The sequence below is a fragment of the Stenotrophomonas maltophilia genome, assembly GCF_001676385.1.
In the GTDB taxonomy this organism is placed as follows: Bacteria; Pseudomonadota; Gammaproteobacteria; order Xanthomonadales; family Xanthomonadaceae; genus Stenotrophomonas; species Stenotrophomonas maltophilia_J.
In genome coordinates, this window is record NZ_LYVJ01000018.1 from 1 (window position 1) to 14,154 (window position 14,154).

Sequence of the window (14,154 nt, forward strand, 5' to 3'; positions counted from 1 at the left end):
CCGCATGGATGCGGCGGCCAAGCCTACACGGACGTACTTGCGGCGCCCCCCGCAAACCCCACCCGCCCGACCTATTCCATGACAGGCTCTACGCGACCAACCGCAACGCTTTTGATAACCCCCGGACGCCCCGCATGCCGCCCCTGCTGAAGATCCGCGCCGAGCGTGGGCAGATGTCGGCCATCGAACGCCGCATCGCCGACTTCATCCTCGACAATGCCCACCTGCTGCGCGACTACTCGTCCCAGCAGCTGGCCAGCGCACTGGGCATCAGCCAGTCCAGCGTGGTGAAATTCAGCCAGAAGCTCGGTTTCAAGGGCTACCCGGACCTGAAGTACTCCATCGGCCAGGATGTCGCCCGCGCCGGCGCGGTCCCGCAGCAGTCACCCAGCCAGCCCGACAGCGACGACGGCTACCTGCAGCTGGGCGAGGCCCTGCGCCGCAGCAAGGCACAGGCCGAGGAAGAAACCCGCCTGGCCAACCCACGCGAAGAGATCGAACGCATCGTGCAGTTGCTCGACCGTGCACCGAAGCTGTTCGTGCATGGCCTGGGCGATGACGGCCTGTACGCCCGCGAGTTCGCCATGCGGCTGTCGCTGCTCGGCCTGCTGGTGGTCCCGCATACCGACCCGATCCTGATGCTGGCCAACCTGTCGGCGGCGCGCCCCGGCGATGCGCTGCTGGTGTTCTCCGAGTTCGGCAACCTGCCCCAGCTTTCGCAGTTGTCGCGGCAGTTCCAGGACATGGGCGGCAAGGTGGTCTCCATCACCCGCCACACCGCCAACCCGCTGCGTGCGCATGCCGATGCGGCCCTGGTGGTCTGCGCGCATGACCGCACGCCGCAGGTCGCGCAGCTGCTGTACCGTAGTGCCATGCACGCCCTGCTCGATTTCCTGTTCGTGCTGCTCTGCCACGCCAATCCGGACCGCCAGCAACACCTGGCGGTGAACCTGGAGCGGATCGACCACCTGCTGGATTCCTGACCGGAGCACCTGTTGATGAAATCGCTGGTCCGTCTCGCTACCGCTGCGCTGCTGCTTGTCGCGGCGGTGTCCGTCCACGCCGCGCCGCTGGAGGGTGCGCGCCAGCTGATCGTGGTCACCAGCGATGGCTGGGACAGCACCCAAGGCCAGCTGCAGGCCTTTGTGCGCGACGGCAAGGGCTGGCACGCGCATGGACAGGCGTTCCCGGTGGCACTGGGCCGCACCGGCAGCGCCTGGGGCCTGGGCCTGCACCCGGCGCAGGCCGATGGTCCGCAGAAGCAGGAAGGCGATGGCCGCAGCCCGGCGGGCGTGTTCGCGCTCGGCAGCGCGTTCGGCTATGCCGTCACACGGCCAGGCACGGCCATGGCCTACCAGCCGATGCTCGAAAGCAGCTATTGCATGGATGTGCCGGCGTCGCCGTTCTACAACCGCATCGTCGACGCGAAGAAGGTCGGCAGGGCAGCCGTGGAAGGCTCCACCGAGCCGATGCGGCTGGACCTGCACAACAAGGGCGACATGCGTTACCAGGAAGGGTTCGTGATCGCGCACAACCCGGACAACCAGCCCGGCAAGGGCAGCTGCATCTTCGCCCATCTGTGGCGCCAGCCCGGCGAGGCCACCGCCGGCTGCACCGCCATGCCGCAGGCACGCATGCAGGCATTGCTGGACTGGCTGCGGCCGCAGGATACGCCGCGCTTCGTGCTGCTGCCACGTGCCGAATACAAGCGACTGCAGGCGCAATGGCAGCTGCCTGCACTGAATGGAGACGGCCGTTGAGCACGCAGGACGAACCGCAGCTGCAGCGCGCGGTCAGCCGCTGGCAGATCGTCGGGCTGTCGATCAACGATGTGATCGGCAGCGGCATTTACCTGCTGCCGGCCGCCACCGTTGCCCTGCTCGGCCCCTTCAGCCTGTGGGGCGTGGTCGTGGCGGGCATCGTGGTTGCCCTGCTGGTGCTGTGCTACGCGCAGGCCGCCAGCTACTTCGACGAGCCCGGTGGCAGCTACCTCTATGCGCGCGAGGCCTTTGGCCGCTTCGCCGGGTTCGAGATCGGCTGGATGATCTGGCTGACCCGCATCAGTTCGGCGGCTGCACTCAGCAATGCACTGGCCGATGCGGTCGCGCGCTTCTGGCCGTGGGCCGGTGCCGGCCTGGGCCGCATCGCGGTGATCGTCGTGTCACTGGGTTTTCTTACCGGCGTCAACATCATCGGCGTGCGCTCGGCCGCCCGCACCGGCGTGGTGCTGGTGATCGGCAAGATGCTGCCACTGCTGCTGTTCGTGGCCATCGGCGCGTTCTATATCGACCCGCAGCTGGCCTTCTCCGGCCAGCGCCCGGATCCGCACGACCTGCAGCGCATGGGCGAGGCCGCGTTGCTGCTGCTGTATGCCTATGCCGGCTTCGAGAACATCCCGGCCGCTGCGGGCGAGTACCGCAACCCGCGCCGCGATATCCCGTTCGCGCTGATCACCATGATCATTACGGTGACCGTCATCTACGGGGCGGTGCAGGTGGTGGCACAGGGCACGCTGGCCGGCCTGGCCAGTTCGGCCACGCCGCTGGCCGATGCCGCTGCCGGCTTCGGCGGCGAAGCCCTGGCGCTGATCCTGACCATCGGCGCCACCATTTCCATCCTCGGCACCAACAGCAACACGATGATGATGGGCCCGCGCTTCCTGTTCGCGCTGGCGCGCGATGGCTACGGGCCGAAAATCCTGGCGCAGGTGCATCCGCGTTTCCACACCCCGTCCGCGTCGATCCTGTGCCAGGGGCTGATCGCGCTCGGACTGGCGTTGTCCGGTTCGTTCGTGCAACTGGCGTTGCTGTCGATGACCACGCGCCTGTTCGCCTACATGGGTACCGCCGCGGCGGTACTGGTCCTGGCCAAGCGCTACGCCGGCCGGCCGGGCGCGTTGACACTGCCCGGCGGCCCACTGATTCCGGTGCTGGCGCTGCTGCTGTGCCTGGCCCTGTTCGCCAGCGCCAGCTGGCAGAACATCGCCGCAGCGCTGGTGGCATTCGCCATTGGGGCTGTGATCTACCTGCTGCCACGCAAGGATGCCGACGCCGGGTGACGGTCAGCGCCGGGCCGTGCCCGGCGCATTGATCCGGCGATCACGCTGCCGGACCGGGCGGTTAACCGGCAGGCAGGCACCATCAGGCTTCGCCCATCACGGAGCCCTTCGATGACCGACTACCAGATCCCCGGCCGTGTGCCGGATGACGGCATGCCGCGTGATGCGATCTCCGACTACTGGCGCGAGCGTTATACCGCCGAGCCATACTACGACGACCGGTTGTTCTTCGAGGACTATGAGCCGGCCTATCGCATCGGCCACGCGGCCCGCGTGCAGGACATGATCCGCGCGTATGAAGAGATCGAGGGCGAACTGCAATCACGCTGGACCCGCGAGCGTGGCCGCAGCCGCCTGGAATGGGCGCAGGCGCGCGACGCCGTGCGCCGCGGCTGGGAAGAAGCGGTCAACCTCGACCAACGGCTGGACAAGGGCGTGCCGCGCGGCACCTGACCGAACTGGATTCCCCTGCAGAGCCGAGCGTGGGCTCGGCTCTACGCCGGGTCGATCATTCCTGTTCCGGCAGCGGCGGCACACCTGCGCTGCGCTTGCTCTCGCCACCGCCGGCAGCGATCAGGTCCCGGGTGTTCTTCTGCACCGCTACCGCGCCGAACAGCGACAACGCATAGGCCATGCCATAGAACCCCTTTTCACTCGGTGCCAGCGTGGCGTTCCACAACCCGACCAGCAGCAGCATCAACGCCGACAGCAGCGCGAACCAGCACAGTGCGTAGTACAGGCCGCTGACCGGGATGGCCTCGACGCGGTCGCGCACGCTCTTCTGCAACGAAACGGCCGCGAACAGGCCGAACAGCAGCAGGGTCAGGTAGTAGCCCTTCTCGTTGAGCTCCATCGTGGCGTTGAACAGGCCGATCAGGTAAGCGGCCGCACCCAGCAACAGCGCCACCCACGAGGCAGCAATGAAGGCGGCAGACGGCTTGGGGGGCGTGGCAGTGGTCATTGCAGATCCTTGGCAGGCAGGCGGGCACGCTTTGCCCGGGCGTGTCCACCCTAGACGATCCCGCAGCCGCCGCACAGGGGGTGCCGGACTTTCGGCCCACGACGATCACAGTCCCGGTGGTATACAAGGTACAGCCCGGCCATCCGCATCCCCGCCCTGGAGATACCCATGACCCGCATGCCCCTGCTGCTCGCTCTCGGCCTGCTGCCGATCCTCGCCACCACGTCCGCGTGCAATGCCGCCGATCCGGCCGCCGGCGGCGTCCAGGCTGCGGCACCGGCCACGACCGCCGGCCAGCGCCCATTCACCACCACCGAGGTCAGCCGCTTCGACCAGCCATGGGCAATGACGTTCCTGCCGGACGGGAACCTGCTGGTGACCGAGAAGCGGGGCAGGCTGCAGCACCTGGACCTGGCCAGCGGCCAGAAGCACGAGATCGCTGGTGTTCCCAGGGTCGCCTACGGCGGCCAGGGCGGATTCGGCGATGTGATCCTGCATCCGCAGTTCGCCCGCAACCACGCGATCTACCTCAGCTATGCCGAGGAAGGCACGCTCGATACCCGCGGTGCCGCCGTGGCCCGTGCCACGCTGGCGCTCGATGCCAATGGTGGTGGCCAGCTGAAGGATCTGAAGGTGATCTGGCGGCAGACGCCGAAAGTGGCCGGTGAAGGCCACTACGGTCACCGCCTCGCCTTCGGCCCGGACGGCAAGCTGTGGATCAGCTCCAGCGAGCGCCAGAAGTTCGATCCGGCGCAGGGCATGGGCGGCAACCTCGGCAAGATCATCCGCCTCAACGACGACGGCAGCCTGCCTGCCGACAATCCGTTCGCCTCGCAGGGCGGCGTGGCCGCGCAGGTATGGTCGCTGGGCCACCGCAACATCCTCGGCATGGCGTTCGATGCCAACGGCCGGCTGTGGGCCCACGAGATGGGGCCCGCCGGTGGCGATGAGCTGAACCTGATCCAGCGCGGTGCCAACTACGGCTACCCGATCGTCTCCAATGGCGACCACTACGATGGCCGCCCGATTCCCGACCACGACACCCGCCCGGAATTTGCCGCACCGAAGGTCACCTGGACCCCGGTGATCTCGCCCGCCGGCTTCGTGATCTACAGCGGCGCCCTGTTCCCGCAGTGGAAAGGCAGCGGCTTCATCGGTGGCCTGTCTTCGACCTCGCTGGTGCGCGTGGCGTTCGAAGGCGACAGCGCGCGCGAAGCCGAGCGCTTCAACATGGGTGAGCGCATCCGCGAAGTGGAACAGGGCCCGGATGGCGCGCTGTGGCTGCTGGAAGACGGCAGCAAGGCGCGCCTGCTGAAGCTCACGCCGAAGACCTGAGGCAGGTGCCGGCCGCAACGGCCCCGCGCGCGGGGCCGTTCGCGTTCACTGGATGGTGATGACCTTCACTTCGGTCTGCGTGCAGGCCTTGTCCAGGCACTGCCCGTTCAACCAGACCTGGCCACTGCCGATCATCACGCCCTGCTGGTTGACGAAGGCCTTGCCGAAGTCCTGTTCGGACACCGCCTTGACCACCTCCGGAGTGATGATCTTTTCGTAGTTGCGCTGGAATTCGCTTGGACCGGTGATCTTCCTGCCAGCGCCGACGTTCAAGGGGAAGCGCACTTCCTCGACCACTGCGGCGCGATCACCAGCGACCACGGCTGCCTTGAAGGCGTTGAACACCTTTTCGAACTGCGCGGCGTCGCCCAGCAGGGACTCGATGCGCGCACGCGCATCTTCCACGGGCGCTGCTTCCTCCTCCCCGGGTGCCTCCGCTGCAGGCGTGGCCGGCGCGGCGGCGGGGCCAGCGGCAGGCGTTGCCGCAGGTGCCGCCGCAGCCTCCATAGGCGGCGGCGCATCGGCCGCAGGTTCGGCCGGCGGTGCCGGCTGCGAACAGGCCGCCAGCAGCAGGGCGGGAATCAGGTGGGCCATCCGGCGCATGCGCGCACTCCATCGAAACAGGAAGCCCGATGGTAGCGCCGCCGCAGTGAGGACAACAAAAAGGGGACGGAGGGGATTAAGTCGTTAGTGGCACAAACGACTTAATCCCCTCCGTCCCCTTTTTCTCGATCAGGCCTTCAGCAGCTCGAACTGCACCGCTTCGCCGGCCGCCGAGGACGCGCACACCCACAGGTCGAACAGGCCCGGCTCGGCGCGCAGCACACCGTCGCGGCCGGTAAAGGCCAGCTGCTCGCGGCCCAGGGTGAACACCACTTCGGTCGACTCGCCCGGCTGCAGCGCCACCTTGCGGAAGTCCTTCAGCTCGCGCACCGGCCGCACCCGGCTGGCCACGCGGTCGTGGATGTACAGCTGCACGACTTCCTCGCCAGCAACGCTGCCGGTGTTGGTCAGCGTGGTGGTGATGGTCAGGGTGTCGTCCCAGCCGAGCTGGGCAGCGCTCAGCTGCGGCACGCCGTAGGCGAACGTGGTGTAGCCGATGCCGTGTCCGAACGGGTACAGCGGCTCGTTCGGAATCTCGCGCCAGCGGGCCTTGAACTCCGACATGGTCGGCAGTTCCGGGCGGCCGGTGCGTGGGTGGTTGTAGAAGTACGGCTGCTGGCCGGACACCTGCGGGAAGCTGACCGGCAGGCGGCCGGACGGGCTGTAGTCGCCGAACAGCACATCGGCCACGGCATGGCCGGTCTGCGTGCCCAGGTACCAGGTCACTGCCACGGCGTGCGCATTGCGCACTGCGCCCTGCAGTGCCAGCGCGCGGCCATTGCGCAGCAGTACCACCAGCGGCTTGCCGGTCATTGCTACCGCCTCGGCCAGCGCCTGCTGTGCCGGCGGCAGGGTGATTTCCACCCGCGACTGCGCCTCGCCGCTGTAGCGTTGCGGCTCGCCCAGCGCCAGCACCACCACGTCGGCGCGCAGCGCGGCCGCCACGGCCGCTTCGGTGCCACCCGCAATCGCGGTTTCCAGTTCGCAGCCCGGCACGATCTCCAGCAGCGACGCATCGCCGATGGCGGCACGCACGCCGGTTTCCAGATCCACGTAACGCTGCTTGTCACCGAACAGGGTCCAGCAGCCTTCGATGTTCTCGCGGTCCTGCACGAACGGGCCGATCAGCGCGATCTTCTGCCCGGTCTTCTGCAGCGGCAGCACGTTGTCGCGGTTGTTCAGCAGCACGATCGAACGGCGCGCGGCGTCGCGCGACAGTTCATCATGCGCGGCGATGTGCGACGTATCGGCTTCGCGTGCCGGGTCCAGCGAACGGTACGGGTCGTCGAACAGGCCGATGGTTTCCTTCAGCCACAGGATGCGGCGCACGCCCTCATCCAGCACTGCCATCGGCACCTCGCCGCTCTCGACCAGGCCCGGCAGGTGCTCGGCATAGAAGCCGCTCTGCATGCTCAGGTCCAGGCCGGCGGTGAACGCCTTGGCGGTGGCATCGCGGTCGTCGGCGGCATAGCCGTGCGCGACCAGCTCCATGTCGGCGGTGTAGTCGGAGATCACCACGCCCGGGAACTTCCATTCGCCGCGCAGGATATCGGTCAGCAGTTCGGCATTGGCGCTGGCCGGTACGCCGTTGATGTCGTTGAACGAGGACATCACGGTGATCGCGCCAGCGTCGAAGGCGGCCTTGAACGGCGGCAGGTGCACGTCGCGCAGGGTCTGCGGCGAGATGTCCACCATGTTGTATTCCATGCCGGCCATCACCGCGCCATAGGCGGCGAAGTGCTTCGGCGTGGCCAGCAGCGAATCGGCGGCGCGCAGGTCGCTGCCCTGGAAGCCGCGCACGCGGGCGGCGGCGAACGCACAGCCCAGCACCACGTCCTCACCGGCACCTTCGGCGCCACGGCCCCAGCGCTGGTCGCGGGCGATATCCACGGCCGGGGCGTAGGTCCAGTGCAGGCCAGCGGCCGTGGCCTCGATCGCGGTGGCGCGCGCGGTGCGCTCGGCCAGCTCCGGCTCGAAGCTGGCGGCCTCGCCCAGCGGAATCGGGAACACGGTGCGCATGCCGTGGATGACGTCGGCGGCCAGGATCACCGGGATGCCCAGGCGGCTCTCCTCGGTGGCGACCTGCTGGATACGACGGCCCAGCTCGGCGCCCACGCCATTGAACAGCGAGCCGACCTTGCCCTCGCGCACCTGCTGCAGCACCTGGTCGGCATTGCGCACGTTGGCTTCCGGGTTCACGTCCGGGGCGAACGGGCGGACCATGTCCGCGAAGACACCCAGCTGGCCGACCTTTTCCTCGACGGTCATCTGGGCAATGAGGGATTCGATGCGTTCGGAGGCCACCGGCAGTCCTTGATGAAAACGTTTACAAGCTCGGCATTCTAGCGATCCCGAGCCATTTGGCGAGAGGTTTCTTCATTCAGTTTCAGCCACCAGCGGGGTCCGTATGGCCCCGCCGGAGGCTTCGCAGCTTACTCCGACCCGGCCAACTGGCGCTGCCCGGCCATCAACATGGCATCGCTGGAGGCCTGGAACACGCGCAGGCCGAAGGCCGGCAGGATCGCCAGCAGGTGGTCGAAGATGTCCGATTGCACGGCCTCGTATTCGGCCCACGCCGTGCTGCGGGTGAAGCAGTACAGCTCCAGGGGCAGGCCCTCGGTGGTCGGCTGCAGCTGCCGCACCAGCAGGGTCATGTCGGTATGGATGCCTGGGTGGCTGCGCAGGTAGCGCTCCACATAGGCGCGGAAAGTGCCCAGGTTGGTTACCCGGCGGCTGTTCACCTCGGCCACGCCCTGCTCCCGCAGGCGCCCGTTCCACTGCCCCAGCTCCTGTTCCTTGTCGCGCAGGTAGTCGCGCAGCAGCGCGAACTGGCCGAGGAAGGCCAGGTCGCCCTCGTCCAGGAAGCCGACGCTGTGCTGGTCCAGATACAGCGCGCGCTTGATCCGGCGGCCACCGGCCTCCTGCATGCCGCGCCAGTTCTTGAACGACTCGGTCACCAGCTTCTTGGTCGGGATGGTAGTGATCGTCTTGTCGAAGTTCTGCACGGTGACGGTGTGCAGCGCGATGTCGATCACATCGCCGTCGGCATTCTGGCTGGGCATCTCGATCCAGTCGCCGATGCGCACGCGGCCATCACCGCTGATCTGCACGCTGGCCACCAGCGACAGGATGGTGTCCTGGAAGATCAGCATCAGCACTGCCGTGGCCGCGCCCAGACCGGTGACCAGCGGCCCCAGCTTGACCCCCAGCAGGGTGGCGACGATGGATAGGCCGGCGGCCACGAACACCACGATCTTGACCACCTGCAGGTAGCCCTTGATCGGCTTGTTGCGCGCATCCGGCTTGCGCTCGTACAGGGTGTTGGCCGCGTCCAGCGCGTGCGAGACGGCCAGCGCCAGGGTCAGCACCGCCCATGCGGTACACAGGCCGACGATCATCCCGACCAGGCGCTCGGGCAGGTCCGGCACCAGCACGATGCCCGAGGCGATCACCTGGCTGGGTACCACGTTCGACAGCCGCGAGATCACCCGCATCAGATGGCTGCCGCGACCGGTGTCGGCGCCCGGCAGGCGGCTGAGCAGGCGTCGCAGGCCGCGCAGCAGGATGCGCTTGGTCACCCAATTGGCCAGCCCCGCGGCGATCAGCAGGGCCGAGATCATCAACGCCAGGTAGGCGCCGGGATAGGGTTCCAGTGTGTTCTGCAGCCGTTCCAGCCACTGTACCGCCACCACCGCGTCCACCATCCGTTGTCTCCTGTCTGTTCCAGTGCATTTTCCGGTCGCCGGCGCCCGGCCGGCATCACCCGCGGGTCAGTCCCGCGTGCGTTCGATGATCACGCCCACCGCGCGCGCGCCGCGTACCGCGCCCGGCTTGCTCAGCTTCAGGCGCAGCCATTTCACCTCAAATTCGTCCAGCACGATCTGCGCGCAGCGCTCGGCCAGGGTTTCCACCAGTCCGAAGTCCGATTCGCGCACGAACTGCTCCAGGCGCTTGCTCACCGCCTTGTAGTTCAGGGTATGGGCAATGTCGTCGGTAGCCGCGGGGCGACGATTGTCGAAGCCCATTTCCAGGTCGAACACCAGGTCCTGGCGGATCCGTCGTTCCCAATCGTAGATGCCGATCAGGGCGTCGATCGTCAGCCCCTCGATGAAAACCTTGTCCATTGCGCTTACCAGCACGAATACAGGCGACCATGGTAACGGTACGGCGGTGAGCCTGCCCGGAACGGTCGGTGGACCGCCGGCATGGGGCGGCCCGGAAAAGACAAAGGGCCCTGCTAGCGGGGCCCTTTGGTACCTCTCAACGTCCCCGGGGGGAGCTGGAATCCAGCCGCGAGTCCCGGAGCACACGATGCAGACCATGACGTTCATTCCCTCCACGGTCCAGAGTCAATCGCGACAAGCTGGAGGAAGCCTTAGGCGGCACAGGAATTCTGCTGCCTGACGCGGCGGCGTTGCCCGATATCACGCCAGCGGCAGCCAGCACAGGCTGATGATCCGCCATGTGGTTCCGTATTTGATGAGAGAGCAACGAATCCTGCAGGCAGCGCTGTCACGCCCACGGTGGGCGACGTACAAACGTATCGCGGACCGGCACTCTTTGGATGCCGCCTCGCTTTACGTATGGAACATGCAGATGTGCGGCGCGCTGTTATCCCCCCTGCACGTCTGCGAAATCGTAATCCGCAACGCGGTGGCCGCGGCGCTGGCGCATGCCTTTGGGCCGCGCTGGCCCTGGCATCCTGCACTGCTGCAGCGGATGCCAGCAGATGGCGCGTTGTCGACCTTGCAGCAAATCCATGGACAGGCAGATCGTCGGATGGACCCTCCGGAGATCATCGCCAGCCTTCGCTTCGCGTTCTGGCAGCAGCTTTTCACCCGGCGCTTCGAGGGAGCCATCTGGACGCGGGGCTTGAAGATTGCGTTACCGCACGCGCCACAGACTGCTTCTCAGCGTGGTCCGCGCGAACATCCACGCAGACCTCGACCGCATCCGCCGCCTGCGCAACCACATCGCCCATCACGAGCCCATCCTCGAGCGCGACATCGGCGCCGACCTGGCCGCGATCGGGCGGCTGATCCATGCCCGTTGCCCACACACGCTGGGCTGGCTGCAGCGCCATGAGCGGGCGACGACCGTGCTGGCGGCGTCGCCGTTGGTACCGCGTCCGTAATGCGTCCGCCGGGCATGGCCCGGCGCTACTGGCTCACACCGCCGGCAGCGTCGCCATGTCCCAGCGCGGGGTCACGTCCACCTTCGGCGGACTGTGCTGGCCGGCCTGCAGGCGCAGCGCGCCGGCGAAAGCGATCATTGCGCCGTTGTCGGTGCACAGTGCCGGCCGTGGGAAGCAGGCACGGCCGCCGAGCCGCTCGGCCATCTGCTGCAGGCGTGCACGCAGGCGCTTGTTGGCGCCGACGCCGCCGGCCACCACGATCACGTTGGTGCCGGCGGCTTCCAGCGCGCGCTCGCACTTGATCGACAGGGTCTCGACCACGGCGTCTTCAAAGCCCCGGGCGATGTCGGCACGGGTCTGTTCGCTCTGGTCGCTGTCGCGCCAGGCCATCAGGACCTGGGTCTTCAGGCCGGAGAAGCTGAAATCCAGCCCGGGGCGGTCGGTCATCGGCCGCGCGAAACGGTAGGCACCCGGCGTCCCCTGCTCAGCCAGCCTGGCCAACTGGGGGCCGCCCGGGTACGGCAGGCCCATCAGCTTGGCGGTCTTGTCGAAGGCTTCGCCGGCCGCATCGTCCAGGGTCTCGCCGAGCAGGCGGTACTTGCCGATGGCGTCCACCGCCACCAGCTGGGTGTGGCCGCCTGATACCAGCAGCGCCACGAACGGGGCCTGCGGCGGGTCGTCTTCCATCAACGGGGCCAGCAGGTGGCCTTCCATATGGTGTACGCCCACCGCTGGAACCTCCAACGCCCAGGCCAGCGAGCGGGCCACGCCCGCACCGACCAGCAACGCGCCGACCAGGCCGGGGCCGGCCGTGTAGGCCACGCCGTCGATGTCGCCCACGCCCAGGCCCGCTTCGGCCAGGGTCTGGCGCACCAGCGGCAGCAGCTTGCGGACGTGATCGCGGCTGGCCAGCTCGGGCACCACGCCGCCATATTCGGCATGCAGGGCGATCTGGCTGTAGACCGCATGGGCGCGCAGGGCCGCGCTGCCGGCCACGCCGGTGTCATACACCGCCACGCCGGTCTCATCACAGGAAGATTCGATGCCGAGAACTCGCATGCCTGCTATTATGACGCCCCTGCCGTCCCCTCGGGGAACGCGCAGGTCTTGCCGCTTTCAAAGGCCGAACCCGCATTCAGGGTTGGTCGCTTGCAGTTTGTCCATTCGCCGCTATAATGTGCGGCTCGCCGGGCGTGACCCGGTTCTACTGTGTCCCGGAGATTCCATGCCCAGCGTCAAAGTCCGCGAGAACGAGCCCTTCGAGTTTGCTCTTCGCCGCTTCAAGCGCACTTGCGAAAAGGCCGGTGTGCTGGCCGAAACCCGCAAGCGCGAGTTCTACGAAAAGCCGACCCAGGAGCGCAAGCGCAAGGCCGCCGCTGCTGTGAAGCGCCAGCTGCGCCGCTCGTCGCGCGACGTCACCAAGCGTCAGCGCCTGTACTGATCGGACGCATCTTCATTGCGGCGGGCTCGTCCTGACGCGGTGAAGCCGGAGCCGGCACGCGCGAGCGTCGCCGGCTTTTTGCGTTTCCGGGTCCGGGCATCCGCCCCGCCCCACCACCACCACGAGGTTCCTCATGAGCATGAAGCAGCAGCTCACCGATGACATGAAGGCCGCCATGAAGGCGGGCGAGAAGGACAAGCTCGGCGTGATCCGCCTGATCAACGCCGCAATCAAGCAGAAGGAAGTGGACGAGCGCATCGAGCTCGACGATACCGCCGTGATCGCCGTACTCGACAAGATGGTCAAGCAGCGCAGGGATTCGGTCAGCCAGTACGAAGCTGCCAACCGCGAAGACCTGGCCGCGATCGAGCGCGCTGAAATCGCGGTGATCGAAGCCTACCTGCCGGCCAAGCTGGGCGAAGCCGAGATTGTGGCCGCCATCCAGGCCGCCATCGCCGAAACGGGCGCCTCCGGCCCGGCCGACATGGGCAAGCTGATGGGCGCACTGAAGCCCAGGCTCGCCGGCCAGGCCGACATGGGCCTGGTGTCTAAGCTGGTCAAGCAGCAGCTGGCGTAAGCCCGCATCCGGGGTCGGATCCCTTCCGCAGCGCGGAAGGGCTCTGGCCCCAGGCGTCGCGCGCTTCACCGCACCTTCGTTGGCCGCCTGCTACAACCACACCCATGGTTGAACCCGAGCCCAACGTTCCCGTGTCCCTGCACAAGTACCTCGAGCGCCTGCAGGACAGTTTTCCGATGGCAGTGGCCAAGCGCTTCATTGACGTCGACGTGCTGACCCAGGCCGCCTCCGTCTCCTTCTACGCGCTGCTGTCGATGGCTCCGCTGCTGGTACTGCTGTTGTGGCTGACCGCGTCGCTGTACCCGCCCGCCCAGCAGGCGCTGGTCGACCAGGTCAGTTCGGTGGCGGGCAGCAGTGCGGCCACCGTGGCCGAAACCGTGCTGAAGAATGCCGACAACCAGCCCGACGTCGGGTCGCTGGCGGGCCTGTGGAGCACGCTGCTGCTGTTCATCGGTGCCACCGCCGTGTTCGCCCAGCTGCAGAACGCACTGAACCGGATCTTCCACACCAGCGGCCAACGGCTGGAGGGGATCAGGGCCTGGCTGCGCAAGCGCGTGTTCTCGTTCGGCGTGGTGCTGGCCCTGGGTTTCCTGCTGATCCTGTCGATGACCGCAACCACAGTGCTGCAGGTCGCCTTCGCGCAGCTGCCGTCGATCCTGCCGGCCATCGGCTACCTCACCAGCCTGCTGCTGTACGCAATGGGTTTTGCATTCATGTACCACTACCTGCCTGATCGCCGCGTGGCCTGGCGCCAGGCTTTCATCGGCGGTGCCATCACCTCGGCGCTGTTTGCGCTGGGTCGCTATGGCATTGGCGTCTATATCGCCACCGTCGCGCCCGGCAGTGCGTATGGCTCGATGGGTGCACTGGTGATCTCGCTGGTCTGGATCTACTACGCCACCGTGGTGTTCTTCGTGGGTGCATTGATGACGGCGGTCATCGACGAACGCCTGCGCGCCCGCCACCAGCTGGCCGCAGCGGGCATCGACCCGGCCCGCCCCAGCCAGGTGCCCGGCAGGGGGTAAACTAGGGGGACTGTCCCGCT

General features: G+C 67.4%; 15 protein-coding genes. 9 read left to right on the forward strand and 6 right to left on the reverse strand.

The annotated features are described in order from the left end of the window. Positions 1-134 precede the first annotated feature (134 nt). The 4 genes from A9K58_RS18270 (at position 135) to A9K58_RS18285 (ending at position 3,511) form a co-directional block, all read left to right on the forward strand. The gene (locus A9K58_RS18270; protein ID WP_065200692.1) at positions 135-983 is read left to right on the forward strand and encodes a MurR/RpiR family transcriptional regulator; all 849 of its coding nucleotides are present in this window, start codon (positions 135-137) and stop codon (positions 981-983) included. 15 nt (positions 984-998) lie between these two features. Beyond that, positions 999-1,760, forward strand: coding sequence for a L,D-transpeptidase family protein (locus A9K58_RS18275; RefSeq protein WP_065200693.1), 762 nt, complete (start codon positions 999-1,001; stop codon positions 1,758-1,760). Continuing rightward, entirely contained in the window at positions 1,757-3,058 is a 1,302-nt protein-coding gene (locus A9K58_RS18280) for an APC family permease (RefSeq protein ID WP_065200694.1), read from the forward strand. Before A9K58_RS18275 ends, A9K58_RS18280 begins: the two co-directional genes overlap by 4 nt. Before the next feature lie 111 nt (positions 3,059-3,169). Then, complete coding sequence (locus A9K58_RS18285) at positions 3,170-3,511, forward strand: hypothetical protein (RefSeq protein WP_065200695.1); 342 nt, start codon at positions 3,170-3,172, stop codon at positions 3,509-3,511. Positions 3,512-3,566: 55 nt separating this feature from the next. Here A9K58_RS18285 and yiaA read toward each other — a convergent pair whose 3' ends face one another. After that, the gene (gene yiaA / locus A9K58_RS18290; protein WP_065200696.1) at positions 3,567-4,019 is read right to left on the reverse strand and encodes an inner membrane protein YiaA; all 453 of its coding nucleotides are present in this window, start codon (positions 4,017-4,019) and stop codon (positions 3,567-3,569) included. 168 nt (positions 4,020-4,187) lie between these two features. On the opposite strand from yiaA, the gene A9K58_RS18295 reads away from it, so the two are divergent. Next, a complete protein-coding gene (locus tag A9K58_RS18295) occupies positions 4,188-5,354 on the forward strand; it encodes a PQQ-dependent sugar dehydrogenase (protein ID WP_065200697.1) in 1,167 nt (388 codons plus the stop codon). A gap of 45 nt (positions 5,355-5,399) precedes the next feature. On the opposite strand, the gene A9K58_RS18300 is transcribed toward A9K58_RS18295, so the two are convergent. The 4 genes from A9K58_RS18300 to folB all read right to left on the reverse strand — a co-directional run bounded on the left by A9K58_RS18300 (position 5,400) and on the right by folB (position 10,081). Then, positions 5,400-5,957, reverse strand: coding sequence for a hypothetical protein (locus A9K58_RS18300; RefSeq protein ID WP_065200698.1), 558 nt, complete (start codon positions 5,955-5,957; stop codon positions 5,400-5,402). A 129-nt stretch (positions 5,958-6,086) separates the two neighbouring features. Continuing rightward, on the reverse strand, positions 6,087-8,261 hold the full coding sequence (locus tag A9K58_RS18305; protein ID WP_065200699.1) for a glycoside hydrolase family 3 N-terminal domain-containing protein: 2,175 nt from the start codon (positions 8,259-8,261) through the stop codon (positions 6,087-6,089). A 128-nt stretch (positions 8,262-8,389) separates the two neighbouring features. Beyond that, positions 8,390-9,661 (reverse strand): mechanosensitive ion channel family protein, encoded by a 1,272-nt coding sequence (locus A9K58_RS18310; RefSeq protein WP_065200700.1) that lies wholly within the window; start codon positions 9,659-9,661, stop codon positions 8,390-8,392. A 66-nt stretch (positions 9,662-9,727) separates the two neighbouring features. Then, on the reverse strand, positions 9,728-10,081 hold the full coding sequence (folB, locus tag A9K58_RS18315; RefSeq protein WP_065200701.1) for a dihydroneopterin aldolase: 354 nt from the start codon (positions 10,079-10,081) through the stop codon (positions 9,728-9,730). A 791-nt stretch (positions 10,082-10,872) separates the two neighbouring features. Between folB and A9K58_RS20140 the strand changes: the two genes are divergently transcribed. Next, entirely contained in the window at positions 10,873-11,091 is a 219-nt protein-coding gene (locus A9K58_RS20140) for a hypothetical protein (RefSeq protein WP_331250486.1), read from the forward strand. Between the two features lie 33 nt (positions 11,092-11,124). On the opposite strand, the gene tsaD is transcribed toward A9K58_RS20140, so the two are convergent. Further along, positions 11,125-12,150, reverse strand: a complete 1,026-nt coding sequence (tsaD, locus tag A9K58_RS18325; protein WP_065200702.1) for a tRNA (adenosine(37)-N6)-threonylcarbamoyltransferase complex transferase subunit TsaD — start codon at positions 12,148-12,150, stop codon at positions 11,125-11,127. 166 nt (positions 12,151-12,316) lie between these two features. Between tsaD and rpsU the strand changes: the two genes are divergently transcribed. From rpsU to A9K58_RS18340, 3 genes are all read left to right on the forward strand, one after another. After that, positions 12,317-12,532 (forward strand): 30S ribosomal protein S21, encoded by a 216-nt coding sequence (rpsU, locus tag A9K58_RS18330; protein ID WP_002808376.1) that lies wholly within the window; start codon positions 12,317-12,319, stop codon positions 12,530-12,532. 133 nt (positions 12,533-12,665) lie between these two features. Next, the gene (locus tag A9K58_RS18335) at positions 12,666-13,109 is read left to right on the forward strand and encodes a GatB/YqeY domain-containing protein (RefSeq protein ID WP_065200703.1); all 444 of its coding nucleotides are present in this window, start codon (positions 12,666-12,668) and stop codon (positions 13,107-13,109) included. A 104-nt stretch (positions 13,110-13,213) separates the two neighbouring features. Continuing rightward, the gene (locus A9K58_RS18340; protein ID WP_065200704.1) at positions 13,214-14,134 is read left to right on the forward strand and encodes a YihY/virulence factor BrkB family protein; all 921 of its coding nucleotides are present in this window, start codon (positions 13,214-13,216) and stop codon (positions 14,132-14,134) included. Positions 14,135-14,154 lie beyond the last annotated feature (20 nt).

Bases quoted from the DNA above. Each gene is read 5' to 3' on its own strand.
- A9K58_RS18270 (WP_065200692.1), top strand. From the start codon at position 135: ATGCCGCCCCTGCTGAAGATCCGCGCCGAGCGTGGGCAGATGTCGGCC.
- A9K58_RS18275 (WP_065200693.1), top strand. From the start codon at position 999: ATGAAATCGCTGGTCCGTCTCGCTACCGCTGCGCTGCTGCTTGTCGCG.
- A9K58_RS18285 (WP_065200695.1), top strand. From the start codon at position 3,170: ATGACCGACTACCAGATCCCCGGCCGTGTGCCGGATGACGGCATGCCG.
- yiaA (WP_065200696.1), bottom strand. From the start codon at position 4,019: ATGACCACTGCCACGCCCCCCAAGCCGTCTGCCGCCTTCATTGCTGCC.
- A9K58_RS18295 (WP_065200697.1), top strand. From the start codon at position 4,188: ATGACCCGCATGCCCCTGCTGCTCGCTCTCGGCCTGCTGCCGATCCTC.
- A9K58_RS18300 (WP_065200698.1), bottom strand. From the start codon at position 5,957: ATGCGCCGGATGGCCCACCTGATTCCCGCCCTGCTGCTGGCGGCCTGT.
- A9K58_RS18310 (WP_065200700.1), bottom strand. From the start codon at position 9,661: ATGGTGGACGCGGTGGTGGCGGTACAGTGGCTGGAACGGCTGCAGAAC.
- folB (WP_065200701.1), bottom strand. From the start codon at position 10,081: ATGGACAAGGTTTTCATCGAGGGGCTGACGATCGACGCCCTGATCGGC.
- tsaD (WP_065200702.1), bottom strand. From the start codon at position 12,150: ATGCGAGTTCTCGGCATCGAATCTTCCTGTGATGAGACCGGCGTGGCG.
- rpsU (WP_002808376.1), top strand. From the start codon at position 12,317: ATGCCCAGCGTCAAAGTCCGCGAGAACGAGCCCTTCGAGTTTGCTCTT.
- A9K58_RS18335 (WP_065200703.1), top strand. From the start codon at position 12,666: ATGAGCATGAAGCAGCAGCTCACCGATGACATGAAGGCCGCCATGAAG.
- A9K58_RS18340 (WP_065200704.1), top strand. From the start codon at position 13,214: ATGGTTGAACCCGAGCCCAACGTTCCCGTGTCCCTGCACAAGTACCTC.